At 52.6% G+C, this 17,651-nt stretch carries 16 protein-coding genes and 1 tRNA gene; 6 read left to right on the top strand and 11 right to left on the bottom strand.

The window, feature by feature from the left end:
* Positions 1-31 precede the first annotated feature (31 nt).
* Positions 32-107 (bottom strand) — tRNA-Phe (locus WFM46_RS18875).
* A gap of 172 nt (positions 108-279) precedes the next feature.
* On the opposite strand from WFM46_RS18875, the gene WFM46_RS18870 reads away from it, so the two are divergent.
* Both WFM46_RS18870 and WFM46_RS18865 read left to right on the top strand, forming a co-directional pair.
* Complete coding sequence (locus WFM46_RS18870; protein WP_336998237.1) at positions 280-1,122, top strand: AraC family transcriptional regulator; 843 nt, start codon at positions 280-282, stop codon at positions 1,120-1,122.
* 36 nt (positions 1,123-1,158) lie between these two features.
* Positions 1,159-1,749 (top strand): LysE family transporter, encoded by a 591-nt coding sequence (locus WFM46_RS18865; protein WP_180210254.1) that lies wholly within the window; start codon positions 1,159-1,161, stop codon positions 1,747-1,749.
* On the opposite strand, the gene WFM46_RS18860 is transcribed toward WFM46_RS18865, so the two are convergent.
* The 5 genes from WFM46_RS18860 to aspA all read right to left on the bottom strand — a co-directional run bounded on the left by WFM46_RS18860 (position 1,746) and on the right by aspA (position 7,336).
* On the bottom strand, positions 1,746-2,321 hold the full coding sequence (locus WFM46_RS18860; protein ID WP_336998236.1) for a transcriptional regulator: 576 nt from the start codon (positions 2,319-2,321) through the stop codon (positions 1,746-1,748). The two genes, WFM46_RS18865 and WFM46_RS18860, sit on opposite strands and share 4 nt — an antisense overlap.
* A 47-nt stretch (positions 2,322-2,368) precedes the next feature.
* A complete protein-coding gene (locus tag WFM46_RS18855; protein WP_336998235.1) occupies positions 2,369-4,072 on the bottom strand; it encodes a protein-disulfide reductase DsbD in 1,704 nt (567 codons plus the stop codon).
* Complete coding sequence (cutA, locus tag WFM46_RS18850; protein ID WP_103177933.1) at positions 4,048-4,371, bottom strand: divalent cation tolerance protein CutA; 324 nt, start codon at positions 4,369-4,371, stop codon at positions 4,048-4,050. The genes WFM46_RS18855 and cutA overlap by 25 nt, the downstream gene beginning before the upstream one ends.
* Positions 4,372-4,483: 112 nt before the next feature.
* The gene (locus tag WFM46_RS18845; RefSeq protein WP_103791334.1) at positions 4,484-5,785 is read right to left on the bottom strand and encodes an anaerobic C4-dicarboxylate transporter; all 1,302 of its coding nucleotides are present in this window, start codon (positions 5,783-5,785) and stop codon (positions 4,484-4,486) included.
* A gap of 114 nt (positions 5,786-5,899) precedes the next feature.
* Positions 5,900-7,336: an aspartate ammonia-lyase gene (gene aspA, locus WFM46_RS18840; RefSeq protein WP_103177934.1), complete on the bottom strand. Its 1,437-nt coding sequence runs from the start codon at positions 7,334-7,336 to the stop codon at positions 5,900-5,902.
* Between the two features lie 335 nt (positions 7,337-7,671).
* On the opposite strand from aspA, the gene WFM46_RS18835 reads away from it, so the two are divergent.
* Positions 7,672-8,142, top strand: a complete 471-nt coding sequence (locus WFM46_RS18835; RefSeq protein ID WP_103177935.1) for an FxsA family protein — start codon at positions 7,672-7,674, stop codon at positions 8,140-8,142.
* A gap of 89 nt (positions 8,143-8,231) precedes the next feature.
* On the opposite strand, the gene yjeH is transcribed toward WFM46_RS18835, so the two are convergent.
* Complete coding sequence (gene yjeH, locus WFM46_RS18830) at positions 8,232-9,470, bottom strand: L-methionine/branched-chain amino acid transporter (RefSeq protein WP_336998234.1); 1,239 nt, start codon at positions 9,468-9,470, stop codon at positions 8,232-8,234.
* A gap of 177 nt (positions 9,471-9,647) precedes the next feature.
* On the opposite strand from yjeH, the gene WFM46_RS18825 reads away from it, so the two are divergent.
* The 3 genes from WFM46_RS18825 (at position 9,648) to WFM46_RS18815 (ending at position 12,123) form a co-directional block, all read left to right on the top strand.
* Positions 9,648-9,941, top strand: a complete 294-nt coding sequence (locus tag WFM46_RS18825; protein ID WP_032616151.1) for a co-chaperone GroES — start codon at positions 9,648-9,650, stop codon at positions 9,939-9,941.
* Positions 9,942-9,985: 44 nt separating this feature from the next.
* Entirely contained in the window at positions 9,986-11,632 is a 1,647-nt protein-coding gene (gene groL, locus WFM46_RS18820; RefSeq protein ID WP_156653763.1) for a chaperonin GroEL, read from the top strand.
* 137 nt (positions 11,633-11,769) lie between these two features.
* Positions 11,770-12,123 carry a DUF4156 domain-containing protein gene (locus WFM46_RS18815; RefSeq protein WP_103822976.1) on the top strand — a complete coding sequence of 118 codons (354 nt, stop codon included), beginning with the start codon at positions 11,770-11,772 and terminating at the stop codon, positions 12,121-12,123.
* 83 nt (positions 12,124-12,206) lie between these two features.
* On the opposite strand, the gene yjeJ is transcribed toward WFM46_RS18815, so the two are convergent.
* The 4 genes from yjeJ to epmB form a co-directional block, all read right to left on the bottom strand.
* Complete coding sequence (gene yjeJ / locus WFM46_RS18810; RefSeq protein ID WP_180210958.1) at positions 12,207-13,064, bottom strand: YjeJ family protein; 858 nt, start codon at positions 13,062-13,064, stop codon at positions 12,207-12,209.
* Between the two features lie 22 nt (positions 13,065-13,086).
* Complete coding sequence (locus WFM46_RS18805; protein ID WP_336998233.1) at positions 13,087-15,213, bottom strand: peptidase domain-containing ABC transporter; 2,127 nt, start codon at positions 15,211-15,213, stop codon at positions 13,087-13,089.
* Positions 15,206-16,492, bottom strand: coding sequence for an HlyD family secretion protein (locus WFM46_RS18800; RefSeq protein WP_336998232.1), 1,287 nt, complete (start codon positions 16,490-16,492; stop codon positions 15,206-15,208). Before WFM46_RS18800 ends, WFM46_RS18805 begins: the two co-directional genes overlap by 8 nt.
* Positions 16,493-16,756: 264 nt before the next feature.
* On the bottom strand, positions 16,757-17,651 hold an 895-nt coding region (epmB, locus tag WFM46_RS18795; RefSeq protein ID WP_336998231.1), incomplete at its 5' end, for an EF-P beta-lysylation protein EpmB.

Here is a 17,651-nt window from a genome sequence, read left to right as displayed (position 1 = left end):
AACCCGCCTTTTGGGCGGGTTCTTTAAATAGTGGTGCCCGGACTCGGAATCGAACCAAGGACACGGGGATTTTCAATCCCCTGCTCTACCGACTGAGCTATCCGGGCAACGAGGCGCATTAAACCGTAATCACATACAATCGTCAACCTTATTTCGGGAATTGCTGTTCAACTGCTTAAGTTTGCGGCAATCTGTCGGTTTGCGCGTCGATTTTGCACAAATCTTCCAGACAGAAAAACTATCTCAGGCAATGCTGACAGCGAAAAAGGGGGCGCGACGGTGAAAGACTGGCTTGAGCTGCGACAGCATGCGGATACGGGAATAGAAACGATCAAAGCGCACTTTGAAGGGCATGCCTTTGATCCTCACTGGCACGACAGCTATCTGGTTGGTATCACCCTCAGCGGTACCCAGCAGTTCCATTGCCGTCGTGAACGTCATCGTAGCCATCCGGGTGATGCGTTTCTGCTTGAGCCGGGTGAGATCCACGACGGTGATGCCCCTGTTGCGGGGGGCTTCACCTATCTGACGTTCTATCTCGATGAGCGCTGGTTGACCCAGACCCTGCATGGCCTGTATGACTCGACACCCGGAAGCTATTCGCTGCATTTCACGCAGACCCTGACCCGCGAGCCGCAACTGGTCTACGCCATTGGCGACACCTTTGCGACGCTGCACACTGACGAGATGAAGATCGTCCAGCAAAGCACGATGGATAATCTGCTCTCTCAACTGACCTCCCATTGCCACTGGCGCAGAAAATTGCCCTCACAGTTGCAGAGTGCGGCGGTGGCGCACCGGGCGCGGGACTATCTCTATGCCCACCTGGGCGATAATATTGGCCTCTCCGATCTGGCACGGGAGACCGGCACCGATCGCTTCACACTCACCCGTTGCTTTAAGCGCGAGTTTCACCTGGCACCCCATGCCTGGCTGATTCAGCTGCGGCTGGCGAAAGCGCGGCAGTTTCTGGCGCGTGGGGATCAGCCCGTCGATGTAGCGGCAGCGCTGGGGTTTGCCGATCAAAGCCATTTAGGGCGCTGGTTCCAGCGCGCCTATCGCATTACGCCTGCCCACTACCGTAGGTTGTGCACAAACCTTCCAGACGTTTCCAGAAAATAACGGCAATGTCAGGGCTCTTATAAAAAGGAGCCACCTGTGAATATGTTGCCGTTTCTGTTGTTTGCTTTTGTCGCCTCGATAACCCCAGGCCCCACCAATATCCTTATTCTGACCAACAGTCAGCACTACGGCGTGAAGGCGACCCTGCCTGCGCTGGTGAGCGCCTGCGCGGCAGCGAGCACCATTGTGCTGATTTCGGGGGCCGGAGCGGGCGAGATACTGAGGCAGTATCCACTGGTGCGCCAGGTGATGAGCTGGGCCGGGGTGTTGTGGTTAAGCTGGATGAGCGGGCAGCTTTTTTGCGCGCCTGCGGCAAATTTATCCGGGCATAATTATACCCGCTTCACCGCGCGTGCCGCGGCGCTATTGCAGGTGATCAATCCCAAAACCTGGATGATGGCGCTGGCGGTAGTCAGCCTGTTTGCGCCGGCGGGAGAGGGGACATTACGGGAGATCGCGCTGATGGCGCTCTGCTTTTTACTGATTTCGGTGGCCTGCCTGCTGTGCTGGGCATGGCTGGGGCAGGCGGTAAACAGGCTGTTTCGCACCCCTGCCGCCATGGTGCGTTTTCAGCGCCTGATGGCGCTCTGTCTCTTCATTTCCGCCTGGGCGGGGATGCTGGCTTAGGTCAGCGCCCCACCTTTGCGACATTGCGCGAAGTGCAGGATATCTTCCGCCAGCCGCTGGGCAGTATCGACATCGGCCTGGCTTCGATTTACCAGCATCCGGCTAAGACAGCCTTCGATGATCAGATCCATCTGCTTCGCCACCATCGCCGGGTCGTCCACTTCAAGGGTGGTCAGCAGTTCATGCGTAAAGTCATGAGAGGCGCGTTTTTGCTGATCGGCCAACTGATGAATCGGGTGGCCGGGATCCGGGTAAAAGGTGCAGGCGGCAATAAACAGACAGCCCGGATAGCGGTGATTACGCACGCATTCGGTGAGCGCGGAATAGCGCGCCAGGAGCTTTTGCTCCGCCGAGAGCTCCGTGTTAATCATCAGTTGCCTGCGCCAGGTATCCACCTGCTGGCTAAGGTAGCGCAGGGCATCGTACAGCAGCGCTTCTTTATCGGGCCAGAAACGACGTAGTTCATCCAGAGGATAATTGACACGTTCAGCAACCATCTCTAGCGAGGTGCTGGCTATCCCTTGTATTTCAAGCAACTGTAGGGTTGCGCCCAGAACATCTTCACGTTGCACGGTTTATTCCTCCGTCTACTTTCGTACTTTCCCGCTTAAAGTGTCGTTTACGGTTGGCGATTGCGCAAATGCGCACTGAACGCGGCGGCATTCATAAAGCCCGTTACCCGTTGAGCAGGCTGCTCTTCACCCTGAGCGTTGAAAAACAGGATGGTGGGCAGACCGAGCACGTTGAGCGCCTTCAGCAGGGCCTTGTCCTCTGGACCGTTCGCCGTGACGTTGGCCTGCAAAAGGACGGTATCGTTCAGGGCGTTTTGCACCTGCGGGTCGCTGAAGGTGTATTTTTCAAACTCCTTGCAGGCGACGCACCAGTCGGCGTAGAGGTCGAGCATCACCGGCTTACCTTGCGCCTGAGCCAGCGCGCGATGTAAGTCATCGACGTTCTTAACCGGCATAAAATTCAGGTGGGCCTGGCTTTGCGCGGCCGGTGCGCCAAATGCCCAGTCCTGTAGCGGACGCACGCTGACCAGCGCGGCGGCAAGCAGCAGGATTTGCACAATGCGGACCCAGGGCTTGCGGGCACTGAGGCTGCTGATAAAGGCCCAGCTAAAGAAGGCCACGCCCAGCATCGCCCACAGACGCAGGCCCCAGACATCACCGATCACGCGCTCGAGCAGGAAGACCGGCAGGGCCAGGATGACAAAGCCAAACGCGGTTTTGACCGTCTCCATCCACGGGCCACTTTTCGGCAGCAGACGGTTACCGAATACCGTCACCAGAATCAGCGGCAGACCCATTCCCAGGGCGTAGAGATAGAGCGTGCCGCCGCCGAGCCACATATTGCCGCTCTGGGCGATGTAGAGCAGGATCGCGCTGAGTGGCGCCGTGGTGCAGGGCGAGCAGATCAGCCCGGCGATGGCGCCCATGGCAAACACGCCCCCCACGGAGCCGCCCTGCTGACGGTTGCTCATCAGCGTTAAGCGGGTTTGCAGGGAGGAAGGCAACTGCAGGCTGAAGAGACCAAACATTGAAAGCGCCAGAAGGATAAAGACGATCGACAGTCCGATCAGCACCCATGGATGCTGGAGCGCCGCCTGAAACTGGAGCCCGGCCGCCGCGACCACCAGACCGAGGGCGGTATAGGTGAGCGCCATCCCCTGCACGTAGATAAACGCCAGCAACAGCGCGCGGGTGGTAGAGAGGCGCTGCTTACCGCCGAGCACGATGCCGGAGATGAGCGGGTACATGGGCAGCACGCAGGGCGTGAAGGCGATGCCAATGCCGATCAGCAAGGCCCAGAAGGCGGAGAAGGGCAGTTCACTGCCGCTATTGTGTGGGGCCGTTTTCCCCTTCTCAGGAGAGACGGGAGCGGATACAGCAGCCGCTTTGACTTCGCTCAGCGGCACCACTTTCGTCTCTGGTGGATAGCATAGCCCGGCGTCGGCACAGCCCTGATAAGTGACCGTCAGGGTGGCGCCTTTGGCGGCCTGATCCACCGTTACGGGAACTGACAGCTGGCCCCGGTAGATTTCGCTTTTGCCGTAGAATTCGTCTTCGTGGGCGACGCCAGCAGGCAACTGGAGTTTGCCGACCTGCGCCTGAGCGGGGGTGATGCTGATCTGCTTGCGATAGAGGTAATAGCCCTCCTTCACATTCCAGTTGAGAGTCAGTTCGTGCTGGTTTTGCTGAAAATCGAAGACGAAAGCCCGATCGGCAGGGGTGAAGTTCGAGCGGCCGGGTGCATCAAACAACCCGGCAAAGACTGATGTGCTGCACAGCAGCAGGATTAGCGTAAGGAAGCGTTGAGCCATGAGAGATAGTCGTTATCGCCGTGAAGCACTGGCAGCACCAGCAGCTCCGGAGTCTGGTAAGGGTGATGCGATTTGAGGCAGTCGAGGAGCGCTTGCTGTTTCGCCACGCTCGATTTGAGCAGCATCTGGACTTCATACTCCTGTTCCAGTTTGCCTTCCCAGTAGTAAAGGGAGGTGGCGCCGGGGAGGATGGTCACACAGGCGGCGAGCTTTTCTGCCAGGACTTTGGCCGCCAGATCCTGAGCGGTCGCTTCATCGGGGGCGGTACAGAGTACAACAACAGTGTCAGGCGTGTTCACAGGTCGACCTCGTTATCGCAAAAAAATCACTATACCACGACGGGACGCTGCTCATTAATGAATCGGGCCGCTAAGCGGCCCGACTTTAACTCTTTTTACAACCAAAAAGGATTTACAGCACAATCCCGCCGATGATGAAGCCGAGGATCACGCACAGGGTAATGGCGATCACGCCCGGGATCAGGAAGGCGTGGTTAAAGACATATTTACCGATGCGGGTTGAGCCGGTGTCATCCATCTCGACGGCTGCCAGCAGCGTCGGGTAGGTAGGCAGCACAAACAGCGCGGAGACGGCAGCAAAAGAGGCAATGGCGGTGAGCGGTGAAACGCCCAGCATCAGCGCCGCAGGCATCAGCGCCTTGGTAGTGGCCGCCTGAGAGTAGAGCAGGGTCGCGGCAAAGAAGAGCACCACCGCCAGCAACCACGGATAGTTATGCAGCAGGTCGCCCGCCACGGTCTGGATGTCGGTGATGTGCGCTTTCACGAAGGTATCGCCCAGCCAGGCCACGCCCAGTACACACACGCAGGCGCTCATACCGGATTTGAAGGTGCTGGCGTTGAGCACTTCGCTGGTGTCGATTTTACAGGTGATACTAATGAGCGTGGCGATGGTCAGCATGAACACCACGATCGCTTCGTTACGCGGCAGGACCGGGTTCTTGATCAACCCAACGGTATCGCTGATGGCGGTGGCGTAGAACATCACCGCGACAATGCCGATCAGGAACAGCAGCACGGAGCGTTTCGCGTGTGGCTTCAGGATAAACGCCTGGCTGCCGCGCAGCTTCACTTCGCCTTTTGCCAGACGCTCCTGATAGACCGGGTCGTCTTTCAGCTCGGCGCCGAGGAAGTTACAGAACACCGCGGTGATCATCACAGCAATCAGGGTCACCGGAATACAGATCGCCAGCAGCGTCAGGTAGCTCACGCCCAGCGGCTCAAGGATACCGGCAAAGAACACCACTGCCGCCGAAATGGGCGAGGCGGTGATGGCAATCTGCGAGGCGACAACGGCAATAGAGAGCGGACGGGAGGGACGGATGCCCTGCTCTTTTGCCACTTCGGTTATCACCGGCAGGGTGGAGAATGCGGTATGGCCAGTACCGGCCAGAATGGTCATAAACCAGGTGACCAGCGGAGCAAGGAAGGTAATGTATTTTGGATGACGGCGCAGCATACGCTCCGCCAGGCTCACCAGGTAGTCCATACCGCCTGCAACCTGCATGGCTGCGATAGCGGCGATAACGGCCATGATGATTTCAATTACATCAAACGGAATAGCGCCGGGTTTAATCTGGAGAAAGAGAGTGAGGACAAGTACGCCGAGACCACCGGCGAAACCGATGCCGATCCCCCCGAGTCTTGCGCCTAAGTATATCGCCAACAGGACGATGACGAGTTCTGCTCCGAACATAAGTGCCTACCTTGCTCATTAACAAGTTGATATTAAATTGTTGTGTTTTGGTAACGCCTAAAAACAAAAAAGGCACGTCATCTGACGTGCCTTCATGAAGTTTAACCTGAACTGTTATTGTTCACTTTCATCCGTATATCTTTTTGCTTTATAGGCCGGGTGCATTAAGTTTTGCGCCGAGAAGATATCATCCAGCTCGGCTTCTGTCAGCAAGCCACGTTCAAGTACGACCTCTCGCACGCTCTTACCGGTTTCTGCACAGATCTTACCGACGATGTCGCCGTTGTGGTGACCGATGAACGGGTTGAGGTAAGTGACGATACCGATGGAGTTATAGACGTAGCTTTCACATACCGCTTTGTTGGCGGTGATGCCGTTGATGCATTTTTCCAGCAGGTTGTAGCAGGCGTTGGTCAGGATATGAATGGATTCAAACATCGCCTGGCCAATCACCGGTTCCATAACGTTCAGCTGCAGCTGACCCGCCTCGGAAGCCATGGTAACGGTAATGTCGTTGCCGATGACCTTGAAGCAGACCTGGTTAACCACCTCTGGCACTACCGGATTCACTTTGGCTGGCATGATGGAGGAGCCCGCCTGCAGTTCCGGCAGGTTGATTTCATTCAGACCGGCACGTGGCCCGGAAGAGAGCAGGCGCAGGTCGTTACAGATCTTGGAGAGTTTCACCGCCAGGCGTTTCAGCGCACTGTGCACCATCACGTAGGCGCCGCAGTCTGATGTGGCTTCAATCAGGTCTTCTGCTGGCACCACCGCCAGGTTAGAGACTTCGGCCAGCTTCTGCACCGCCAGCTGCTGATAGCCGTCCGGGGTATTCAGGCGCGTACCGATGGCCGTTGCGCCCAGGTTCACCTCAAGCAGCAGCTCAGAGGAGCGCATCAGGTTTTTGGTCTCTTCATTGAGCAGCACGTTAAATGCGTGGAACTCCTGACCAAGGGTCATTGGTACCGCGTCCTGCAGCTGGGTACGGCCCATTTTCAGGATGTCCTGGAATTCGACGGCCTTGTTCTGGAAACCTTCGCCCAGCTGGTTAATGGCATCAACCAGCTTCACGATGGAAGCGTATACGGCGATACGGAAACCGGTCGGATAGGCGTCGTTGGTAGACTGGCATTTATTGACGTGATCGTTCGGGTTCAGGTACTGGTACTCACCTTTCTGGTGGCCCATCAGCTCAAGGCCGATGTTTGCCAGTACCTCGTTGGTATTCATGTTCACTGACGTACCCGCGCCGCCCTGATAGACGTCCACCGGGAATTGATCCATGCACTTGCCGTTGTTCAGCACTTCATCGCAGGCGGCGATGATGGTATTGGCGATACTTTTCGGAATGGTTTGCAGCTCTTTGTTTGCCATTGCTGCCGCTTTCTTCACCATTACCATGCCACGCACAAACTCAGGGATATCACTGATTTTGCTGTTGCTGATGTAGAAGTTTTCAATCGCTCTCAGAGTGTGAATACCATAGTAGGCATCCGCTGGAACTTCCCTGGTACCCAACAAATCTTCTTCGATACGAATGTTGTTTAACATGTGAACCTTCTTTTCAAGCTGCCGATTGATGTACTAAACGCACAGTACACATGTGGTTATGTCTATTTTCTGACCGACGATTATCCCCTGAATCGACCAGATACCCGGAATGATATGCTGATGATAGCGAATTGCCGTAACCTGGATCACTTATTATGGACCCGGTGACATGATATTTATCAATCTGTGAAATGAATCACCGCTTTAATATTTCCAGAAAAAATATCCGTGCAAACCGATTGAATTTTGACTAAACGCCTCCATTTCTGACAGACGCGAATCGCAAATTGTTACCGACAGGGGCCATAACGGCGTCTGCCACACAGGAGAAGCCAGTGCGCTGGATACCGTTAGCTGCAATCTTTCTTTATGTTTATATAGAGATTTCTATTTTTATTCAGGTCGCCCACGTGTTTGGCGTCCTGCTGACCCTGGTTCTGGTCATTTTTACATCGGTGATTGGCATGTCACTGGTGCGCAACCAGGGTTTCAAAAATTTCCTGTTAATGCAGCAGAAGATGGCCGCCGGGGAGAGTCCGGCAGCGGAGATGGTCAAAAGCGTGTCGCTGATTATCGCCGGCCTGCTGCTGTTACTTCCGGGTTTCTTTACCGATTTCCTGGGGCTGCTGTTGCTGTTACCGCCGGTGCAGAAACACCTGACCCTGAAGCTACTGCCGCATCTGCGTTTTAACCGGATGCCGGGCGGCGGGTTTAGCGCCGGAACGGGCGGTGGGGAGACCTTTGACGGGGAGTATCAGCGTAAGGATGAGCAGCGCGACCGTCTGGATCATAAAGACGACCGTTGATATCAGTAGCCCGGCGGCGCTGCGCTTGCACGGGCCTACGAAACCGTAGATTCTGTAGGCCCGGTAAGCGAAGCGCCACCGGGCGTTAATTAAACCGCACCACGCTTCGGCAAGAACCACCACAACCCCGCCAGCATCACAATGGCGTACAGACTCTTCCATCCCACCATCGCCAGCAGCAGCAAACAGAGTACCCCACCAATCATCGCCAGCACTTTATAGCGTCCTTTTAGCAGGCGACATCCCGCCAGCATGCACAACAGATAGATCATAATGAAGATGCCGTTGGCATAGACGATAAGCGCGTCGAGGTTGATATCCAGCCAGTAGATTGCCAGGGTGCTTATCACACAGCAGCCCAGCACCGCGTTCAGGGCGTTAAGCGGGAGCTGGCGTCTGGACAGGCGGGCGAGGGGGCTTTCGGGTTTGTACAGCGCCTGGGACCACACTAGCCGGGCAAAGCTCTGAATGTAGATATTCAGGCTGGCGAAGCAGGCGAGGTAACCAATCACGCAGGCAACCCACAGCGCTTTCACGCCAAATAGCTGGACCACGATGGCGGGAAGCGAGGCTGCCGCAGCCATATCGGCACCATAGGCAGTGAAATGAAGCACCAGCACCGTACAGGCCCAGTAGACCGTACCTGCCAGCAGCAGCCCTATCATCAGCGCCCGCGGGAAATCACGTTCCGGCTGTTTAAACTCGGAGGCCAGATGCGCAAAGGCTTCAAGACCGACGAAACACCAGAACATGACGGAAAGGGCCGCGAAAAGCTGCGAATGATCGAGATCGGTTAAGGCAGGGAAGGGGATCTGTGTCACCTGAAGATCCCCTGCCCACCAGATAGCGGCAATCAGCGCCACAATCAGCACCGCCACCAGGGTTTGCAGGTTGGCGCTGGAACTGGCGCCGCGTGAGCCGACCCACCAGACGATGGCCAACGTACCCAGCTCAGCCAGTAAGAGCTGCGCGTCATGCCAGCCAAACAGCGCCTGGCCAAACCCCGTCGCAATATGCAGGGCGGCAGGTAAGCCCACGGGGATAACAGAAAGGAACAGCCAGCCGGTGACGCGCTCCAGACGCGGGCCAAATGCCATCCCGACAAAGTGAGCCACCCCACCGGCGCTCGGGAAGTGTCGCCCGAGAAGCGCAAAAACAATCGCCACCGGGAAGACCAGCACGATGAGCACCGGCCACGCCCAGAGACTGTTATCACCCGCCACCAGGGCCGCCAGCGCCGGTACGGCAAACACCCCCGTGCCTAATAAAGAGGTTGAAAGTAAGCCAACACCCTGCGCGAGTCCCAGCTCTTGTTTGAGTCCACTCATTCCATTGTCCTGCCGCCATCAAAAGAGAGGCGATGGTAACACTTTCACAAATTTTTTTTCGACTACCCCTTGAAGGGGTAAAACCCCATCCCCATCTCTCAGGGCACTAGCCGGAAAACCGCTTACGGCCCGGCGTCACCCATAACTGATAATGACTTTCTCAAAGGAGAGCTATCAATGAGTATTCGTCCGTTACATGATCGTGTGATCGTCAAACGTAAAGAAGTTGAAACCAAATCTGCGGGCGGCATCGTTCTGACCGGTTCTGCAGCAGCAAAATCAACGCGTGGCGAAATCATCGCTGTCGGTAAAGGTCGCATTCTGGAAAACGGAAATGTGCAGCCGCTGGACGTTAAAGTTGGTGACATCGTCATTTTCAACGATGGCTACGGTGTGAAATCCGAGAAGATCGACAATGAAGAAGTGCTGATCATGTCCGAAAGCGACATTCTGGCAATTGTTGAAGCGTAATCCGCGAACGACACTGAACATACGAATTTAAGGGAAAGATTAAAATGGCAGCTAAAGACGTAAAATTCGGTAACGACGCTCGTGTGAAAATGCTGCGCGGCGTAAACGTACTGGCAGACGCAGTTAAAGTGACCCTGGGCCCGAAAGGCCGTAACGTGGTTCTGGACAAATCCTTCGGCGCACCAACCATCACCAAAGATGGTGTTTCCGTAGCGCGTGAGATCGAGCTGGAAGACAAGTTCGAAAACATGGGTGCCCAGATGGTGAAAGAAGTTGCCTCTAAAGCGAACGACGCTGCAGGCGACGGCACCACCACCGCAACTGTACTGGCGCAGGCTATCATCACTGAAGGTCTGAAAGCCGTTGCTGCGGGTATGAACCCGATGGATCTGAAACGTGGTATCGACAAAGCTGTCGCTTCCGCTGTTGAAGAGCTGAAAGCGCTCTCCGTACCGTGCTCTGACTCTAAAGCTATTGCTCAGGTTGGTACCATCTCCGCTAACTCCGACGAAACCGTAGGTAAACTGATCGCTGAAGCGATGGATAAAGTCGGTAAAGAAGGCGTGATCACCGTTGAAGACGGTACCGGTCTGGAAGACGAACTGGACGTGGTTGAAGGTATGCAGTTTGACCGCGGTTACCTCTCCCCATACTTCATCAACAAGCCAGAAACTGGCGCTGTTGAGCTGGAAAGCCCGTTCATCCTGCTGGCTGATAAGAAAATCTCCAACATCCGTGAAATGCTGCCAGTTCTGGAAGCCGTTGCGAAAGCAGGTAAGCCGCTGGTTATCATCGCTGAAGACGTTGAAGGCGAAGCGCTGGCAACGCTGGTGGTTAACACCATGCGTGGCATCGTGAAAGTGGCTGCGGTTAAAGCACCTGGCTTCGGCGATCGCCGTAAAGCGATGCTGCAGGATATCGCTACCCTGACTGGCGGTACCGTTATCTCTGAAGAGATCGGTATGGAGCTGGAAAAAGCGACGCTGGAAGACCTGGGTCAGGCGAAACGCGTTGTTATCAACAAAGACACCACCACCATCATCGATGGCGTGGGTGAAGAAGATGCCATCCAGGGCCGTGTTACTCAGATCCGTAAGCAGATCGAAGAAGCGACCTCTGACTACGATCGTGAAAAACTGCAGGAGCGCGTTGCTAAACTGGCAGGCGGCGTAGCCGTTATCAAAGTGGGTGCCGCTACCGAAGTTGAGATGAAAGAGAAGAAAGCCCGCGTTGACGATGCCCTGCACGCGACCCGTGCTGCGGTAGAAGAAGGCGTGGTTGCCGGTGGTGGTGTTGCTCTGGTTCGCGTTGCAGCGAAACTGGCTGGCCTGACCGCTCAGAACGAAGATCAGAACGTGGGTATCAAAGTTGCGCTGCGCGCAATGGAAGCGCCACTGCGTCAGATCGTTTCCAACGCCGGTGAAGAGCCGTCTGTTGTGGCGAACATGGTGAAAGCGGGCGAAGGTAACTACGGTTACAACGCTGCTACCGAAGAGTACGGCAACATGATCGACTTCGGTATCCTGGACCCAACTAAAGTGACCCGTTCTGCGCTGCAGTACGCGGCCTCTGTTGCTGGCCTGATGATCACCACCGAGTGCATGGTCACTGACCTGCCAAAAGGCGATGCCCCTGATTTAGGTGCTGCTGGTGGTATGGGCGGCATGGGTGGTATGGGCGGCATGATGTAATCATGTTGTTCTGCACCTCGCAGAAATGAACAAACCCCCGGTCAGAAATGATCGGGGGTTTTTCTTTTGGTCATCTTTTAGGTATAAGGTTTAGACGCGGGCAGCACGTGCCCAGCTTATTGAAAACGAGGAATAACATGCGCGTTAAAGTGGGTGCAGGGATCGTAGCGGCAGCGTTGCTGCTGGCGGGGTGTAGTTCCGGTAACGAACTCTCTTCTGGTGGGCAGAGCGTTCGCTTTGTAGAAGATAAGCCGGGCAGTGAATGTCAGCTGGTCGGTACCGCAACCGGTAAACAAAGTAACTGGCTTTCAGGGCAGCATGGCGAAGAGGGCGGTTCAATGCGCGGTGCGGCAAACGCTCTGCGTAATCATGCAGCGGAGATGGGCGGGAACGTGATTTATGGCGTAAGCAGCCCAACCCAGGGTTTACTGTCGAGTTTTGTCCCGACCGCCAGCGAAATGCAGGGCCAGGTTTATAAGTGCCCGAACTGATTCAACGTCGGATTATCCCTCTCCATCGGGAGAGGGCAACCCGTACAAGCCATTAATGGAACCTGTTTTCAGCCCGACGCAGCTTACTGAGAAAGTGTTCCTTGCGTCTCAAGACAGAAGTTCTGGAGCGCTTTAAGGCAGTTTGCTTTCGCCAGGATTTTTTCAGGCTGTGATGGAATAATTCTGCTAAAGGTCTGGCACAGGGTATATTTCCCCTGAATCTCTTTAATCGACGGGGTTAAAAAGGCCACTCGCTGAATAATATTTTCAGCCTCCGGCGTATTCGGCTGAGCATTGGATTTAATTACCGTGCCGGCAAGGATTTTCTTTCCGTTTTCGGTATTAAAGCAATACAAGACCGCCAGATGATGCGCAAAAAGGCTCTCTTTCCACGGCTCGTGCTTAATCTCGAGATAGCGCAAATTATCAACATTCGCTAAGTCAACGTTATAAAGCAGGATGAAATCCAGAATCGATCCCATCATCTGGAACGCTTCTTTATCATTAGAGGCTTCAATCGCTTTGACGATCGCCATCATAATAAATTCAGTCTGTAAGTCATCAACATCGAGAGTAACAACATGCTGGTTATTGAGTGACATAATCAGCGTAAATCCTTCATCGGCAAATTTGGGTGCCATAGACATGACCAGTTTACCGGTATCGGGTTGCATAACCTCTTGCGCAGTAATTTGAGGGATATTTTTAGTCAACGATTCGATCGCCGTCATCAATCCTGCTTTGTAACTCTCCCCTCGTTCTTTTATGCGCTGAGAAACCTTATACATACGGTTATTAAGAATGATAAGGAAATCAACGAGGGTAGACATTTGCATGAAGAGTAGATGCTCGTTGTCAGCGTTATCCTTTACCTTTAAGGTCATAACGGACAGGCGTTCACCCTGTTTGATTGGTACGGTATTTATGCCTTTAATTTCCATTCTGGCGTTTTCCCTTGAGTTATTAAACGGACTGGAAGGTCGTTTTATGGGTAGATAAATCGATAACCCGATCTGCAGAGGCAATCGTTGAAGGACGATGTGCAACAATCACGCGCGTAATGCTTAGATTCGAGATCGCCTGGTTAATGTATGATTCATTATCAAGGTCGAGGTGACTTGTCGCCTCATCCATAAATAAGATACTTGGCTTGCGATAAAGCGCCCGAGCAATCAGTATGCGTTGCTTCTGCCCACCAGAAATCCCTAATCCTAACTCACCGATTATCGTTTCATAGCCCATCGGCATTTTCATGATTTCATTGTGGATGTTGCTGTTACGGGCGCACTGCTCAATAAATGCTTGATCTGCATTGTCTTCAAAACAGCTGATGTTCTCAGCGATAGAGCCAGAAAACAGGCGATCCTCCTGCAACACGCAGGATGTACTCAGGCGGTAGTTATTCAGGCCAATCTTGTTAATATCAAGATTGTTAGCCAGGACATCACCCGTTGTCGGCGCAAGAAGACCGCACATAACTTTCAGTAAAGTCGTTTTGCCTACACCTGATGGACCCACTAAAGCGACTGACTCCCCGGGGGAGATGGTGAGGTCCAGCCGGGAAAATATAGGTTGTGAAAAAGGATCGTACTGATAGCTGAGATTTTTAATCTCAAGTTTCACGCCTGTATTTTCTTCAAATACGCGGCGGGTGGGCATCTCCGCTTCCGGCTCGCTAAAGGCAATTTCTGACAGTCGCTCGTTATGTAAAGATAACATGCGAACCTGCATAAAGAGATCGACGAGGCTTGAGGCTCGCTGAGAGAACTGGCCGCGGTAGGCGTTAAACGCCATAAACATACCGAGGGTCATATTATTATCAATAACCATCAATGCGCCCAGCCATAAAATAACCACCTGATCGATGGTCGATATGAACGTATTAATGCCGCTAAACATCATGTCAAACCGGGTCTGCTTAATGCCAGCGTTACAGGCATCCACGTTAATATTAAGCCAGTACTTAGAGCGTCTCTCTCTTAAATTAAGCGCTTTGATTGTAGAGATGCCGTACAGGGATTCCATAAAATGGGAACTTGAACGCGCCCCTTTAATGACCTGCTCTTCAGAAACACGGCGATAAAAACGATAAGTGCCTAAACGCATAATGGCATAGCAGGCTGTAAAACCTACCACCACCCATACCAGCCAGCCACCGTATAGCGTCAGCATGATGAGCAGGCCGATAGTCATGATTGAATCAATAACCCCGGTGACGATACTGTTTGTAAAGGTCGAACGAATCACATCCAGAGAGGAGAATCGAGACTGGATATCCCCCAAATGCCGTTTTTCAAAAAATGAGAGCGGCAGGCTGGTGAGGTGATCAAACAGCGTCGTTTTCCACTGAATATTGGTTAAGGTGTTTAGCGTCAGTGATGTCCATGCGCGCAACATGCTAATGAAGGTGCGGAATAACGTGAAGGATACCAGTCCGATACAAATGACGGATAATAAGCTCTGGTCATGCGCCATAATCACATGGTCGGTAACTAATTGTGTACCGACAGGTAACAAAAGACCGATAGCTTCAATAACAACAGAAAAGGCAAACAGCTTGAGTAAGGTGCTTTTGAGACCGACAATATTTTTCATCAAATCCAACAAGCGTAATTGCGTTTTCGCTTTTTCTTGCCGGAAAGAGTGATCGGGCCATAGTTCGAGGGCCACGCCGGTGAAATAGTTGGACATCTCCTGCATGCCGATTAGGCGTTTGCCCAGCGCGGGATCGTGAACAACGAAACCCGACTTTTTTACTTGAGTCAAAACGACAAAGTGATTCATTCCCCAGTGGATAATACAGGGTAACTTCAGTTGCCGTATTTCATCCAGATCAAGGGAAAGCGCACGATTTTTCAACCCCGCACGCTCTGCAGTATGGCTTAAGGAGAGCAGCGTGGCGCCCTGAGTTGGGCTGCCGAAGCGCTGGCGAAAATTAAACAAATCGATATTCAGGCCATAAAACCCGGCTACCATTGCCAGGCATGCGATGCCGCATTCTGACGCTTCTGCCTGCAAAATAACGGGTGTTTTATTTCGCAAAGAAAAGTTTAGCTGCTCTGTAATCGTTTTAAATAAGGCCTTATTCATTGATTGGTCCACTTACGCTCTGGGCAATTTTATAAAACGGAGTAAACATCCACATGTAAAGCGGACGCTCTTCAAGAAAAACAATCGCCTGCGCTTTTAAACCATTAGACAATTCAAGCGTTTTTCCGTTGTAGATGAAGCTCGTATGTTTGATTTTTACTATTGCTTTATAAAGAGCGAACTCCTGTTGAGTAGGGCCTGTTGTAACGTTAGTGTATTCAGCCATCTCCTGACGAGAAGCGGGTACAGAGGAGATGGACATAATTTCTCCCGGAAACTGACCAAACTTATCGGAAGGGAAGGCATCATAGCGAATATTAACCGTGTCCCCGGGTTTGACGTAGGGGATACTGTTATTAGGCAACCAGAGTATTAAATAATACTTGATATTTCCGGTGGGTTTAATTTGTGCAAGACTACTGCCTTTATCAACCATCTGGCCCACCGTTACGGCTACGGATTCAATCTTGCCTGCTGCTGTGGCTTTAATAACCGCATTACCGTTGGCGTTTGATTCCACGGCTTGATTCTTGAAATCATTTATCTGGTTCTTTTGACTGGAAATCTGATTATCAAAATCGGCAGCTTTAATCACAATATCACTCTTTAACTGGGTGAGTTGCGATTCGAGTTGCATTTTCTGGCTAATAAGGGACTGATAGGTACCTTGCTGCTGGAAATAGAGAGAGTGCTGGTAGTTGTATTGATCTTTGGTGATCAACCCTTGCTTAAGATAGGAGTCATAGCTGGACAGGTTATCCTTCATTTTTTTCAGGCCTGCGCCAGCGTTAGCTAACATCACTTTCGTCTCTTTAAGTGAGCTCTCATATTGCTTCACCTGGATATCAAGGGCCTCGAGCGTCTCTTTCTTATTGAGTAAGGTCTTATTGATGATCTCTTCGGCATTAAGGATTTTTTCTGAGATGGCGGCATTCATCGCATCGGTCACATTACCGATAACCGTCGTACGCGAAACATCCAACTCATAAAGTGGTGTGCCTTTAGTGACAATGTCTCCAGCTTCCACATACTTTTTAACGACAAATCCTTGTTGAGGGGCGTAAACGTTTATTGAGTGTGGATGCGTAATGACTTCTCCGCGGACGTCAATTCGCTGGGTATAGCTACAAAAAGTGAGCGTTGAGATCAGAATGAGTAAAAATGCACAGGCCAGTAGGGTGATTAGCCATGCTGGCATTCCTGCCAACAATAACGCTTTTCCTTTCCAGTGATTTTTCTTATATTCAATCGCTTCCTTGCGATACAAATTGTTTCCCATGTATTTTCACTTATTATTATTGCGTGGACGGTCCCGGCAGAGGATTCTGCATGATGTTAAACAAAAGTAAAGTTAGATTGGATGCAACAACTTATAAGAAAACTTACAGATAATCCTTTCTATTTTTTGTTATAATAAAAAAGAATCATTCGCAGTATTTATGTTTAATGAAGCTATCAATAATAAAATGTATTTATATTGCGGCGGGCATAGCTTAATAAATATAAGCGGGTTTGCCTGTTTCCTGCGAAACAGGCAGTTTAATTAATGCTGCTTTAATCCCAGATCCAGCGGCGTCTTGCTCGGCTCCCCGCCAATCTCACGCGCCAGCTTAGGCACCATATAACCGGACACCAGCGTTAACAATTCACGCATTATGGCGCGCGCTTCTTCATCATCGACCATAAAGTGCGCCGCACCCTGCACTTTATCCAGTACATGGATGTAATAGGGCATCACCCCGGCATCAAACAGGGCATTACTCAGGTCGGCCAGCGTTGCCGCACTGTTATTCACACCACGCAGGAGAACGCTTTGATTGAGCAATGTCACGCCAGCACGTCGCAGTTTTGCCATTGCAGCCCGAAACGTATCGTCAATCTCATTGGCATGGTTGATATGGTTGACTAGCAAGATTTGCAGCGAAGAACGCGCCAGCCGCTGGCTCAGCTCATCGGTAATCCGTGCCGGGATAACAATGGGTAAACGACTGTGAATGCGTAGCCGCTTGATGTGCGGGATCGCTTCCAGCTGCGTAATTAACCAGTCCAGCTCATGATCTTTCGCCATCAAAGGGTCGCCACCGGAGAAGATGATCTCATCCAGCTCCGGATGAGCGGCGATGTAATCAAGCGCCGTCTGCCAGTTACGCTTGTTCCCCTGGTTATCGGCATAGGGGAAGTGGCGACGGAAACAGTACCGGCAATTTACCGCGCAGCCGCCCTTAACCAGTAACAGTGCGCGATTACGGTACTTGTGCAGTAAACCGGGCACCACGCTGTTCTGCTCTTCAAGGGGATCGGTACTGAAGCCGGGGGCGGCGATAAACTCATCCTGCGCGGTCAGCACCTGTTTTAAAAGCGGATCGTCAGGGTTGCCTTTTTCCATTCGCGCAACAAAAGCGCGGGGAACGCGCAGTGGAAACAGACGTTTTGCGTCA

Source organism: Leclercia sp. M50 (assembly GCF_037150775.1).
Classification (GTDB): domain Bacteria; phylum Pseudomonadota; class Gammaproteobacteria; order Enterobacterales; family Enterobacteriaceae; genus Enterobacter.
Note: the sequence above shows the minus strand (reverse complement) of the source record. Positions and strands in the feature narration are given on the sequence as shown.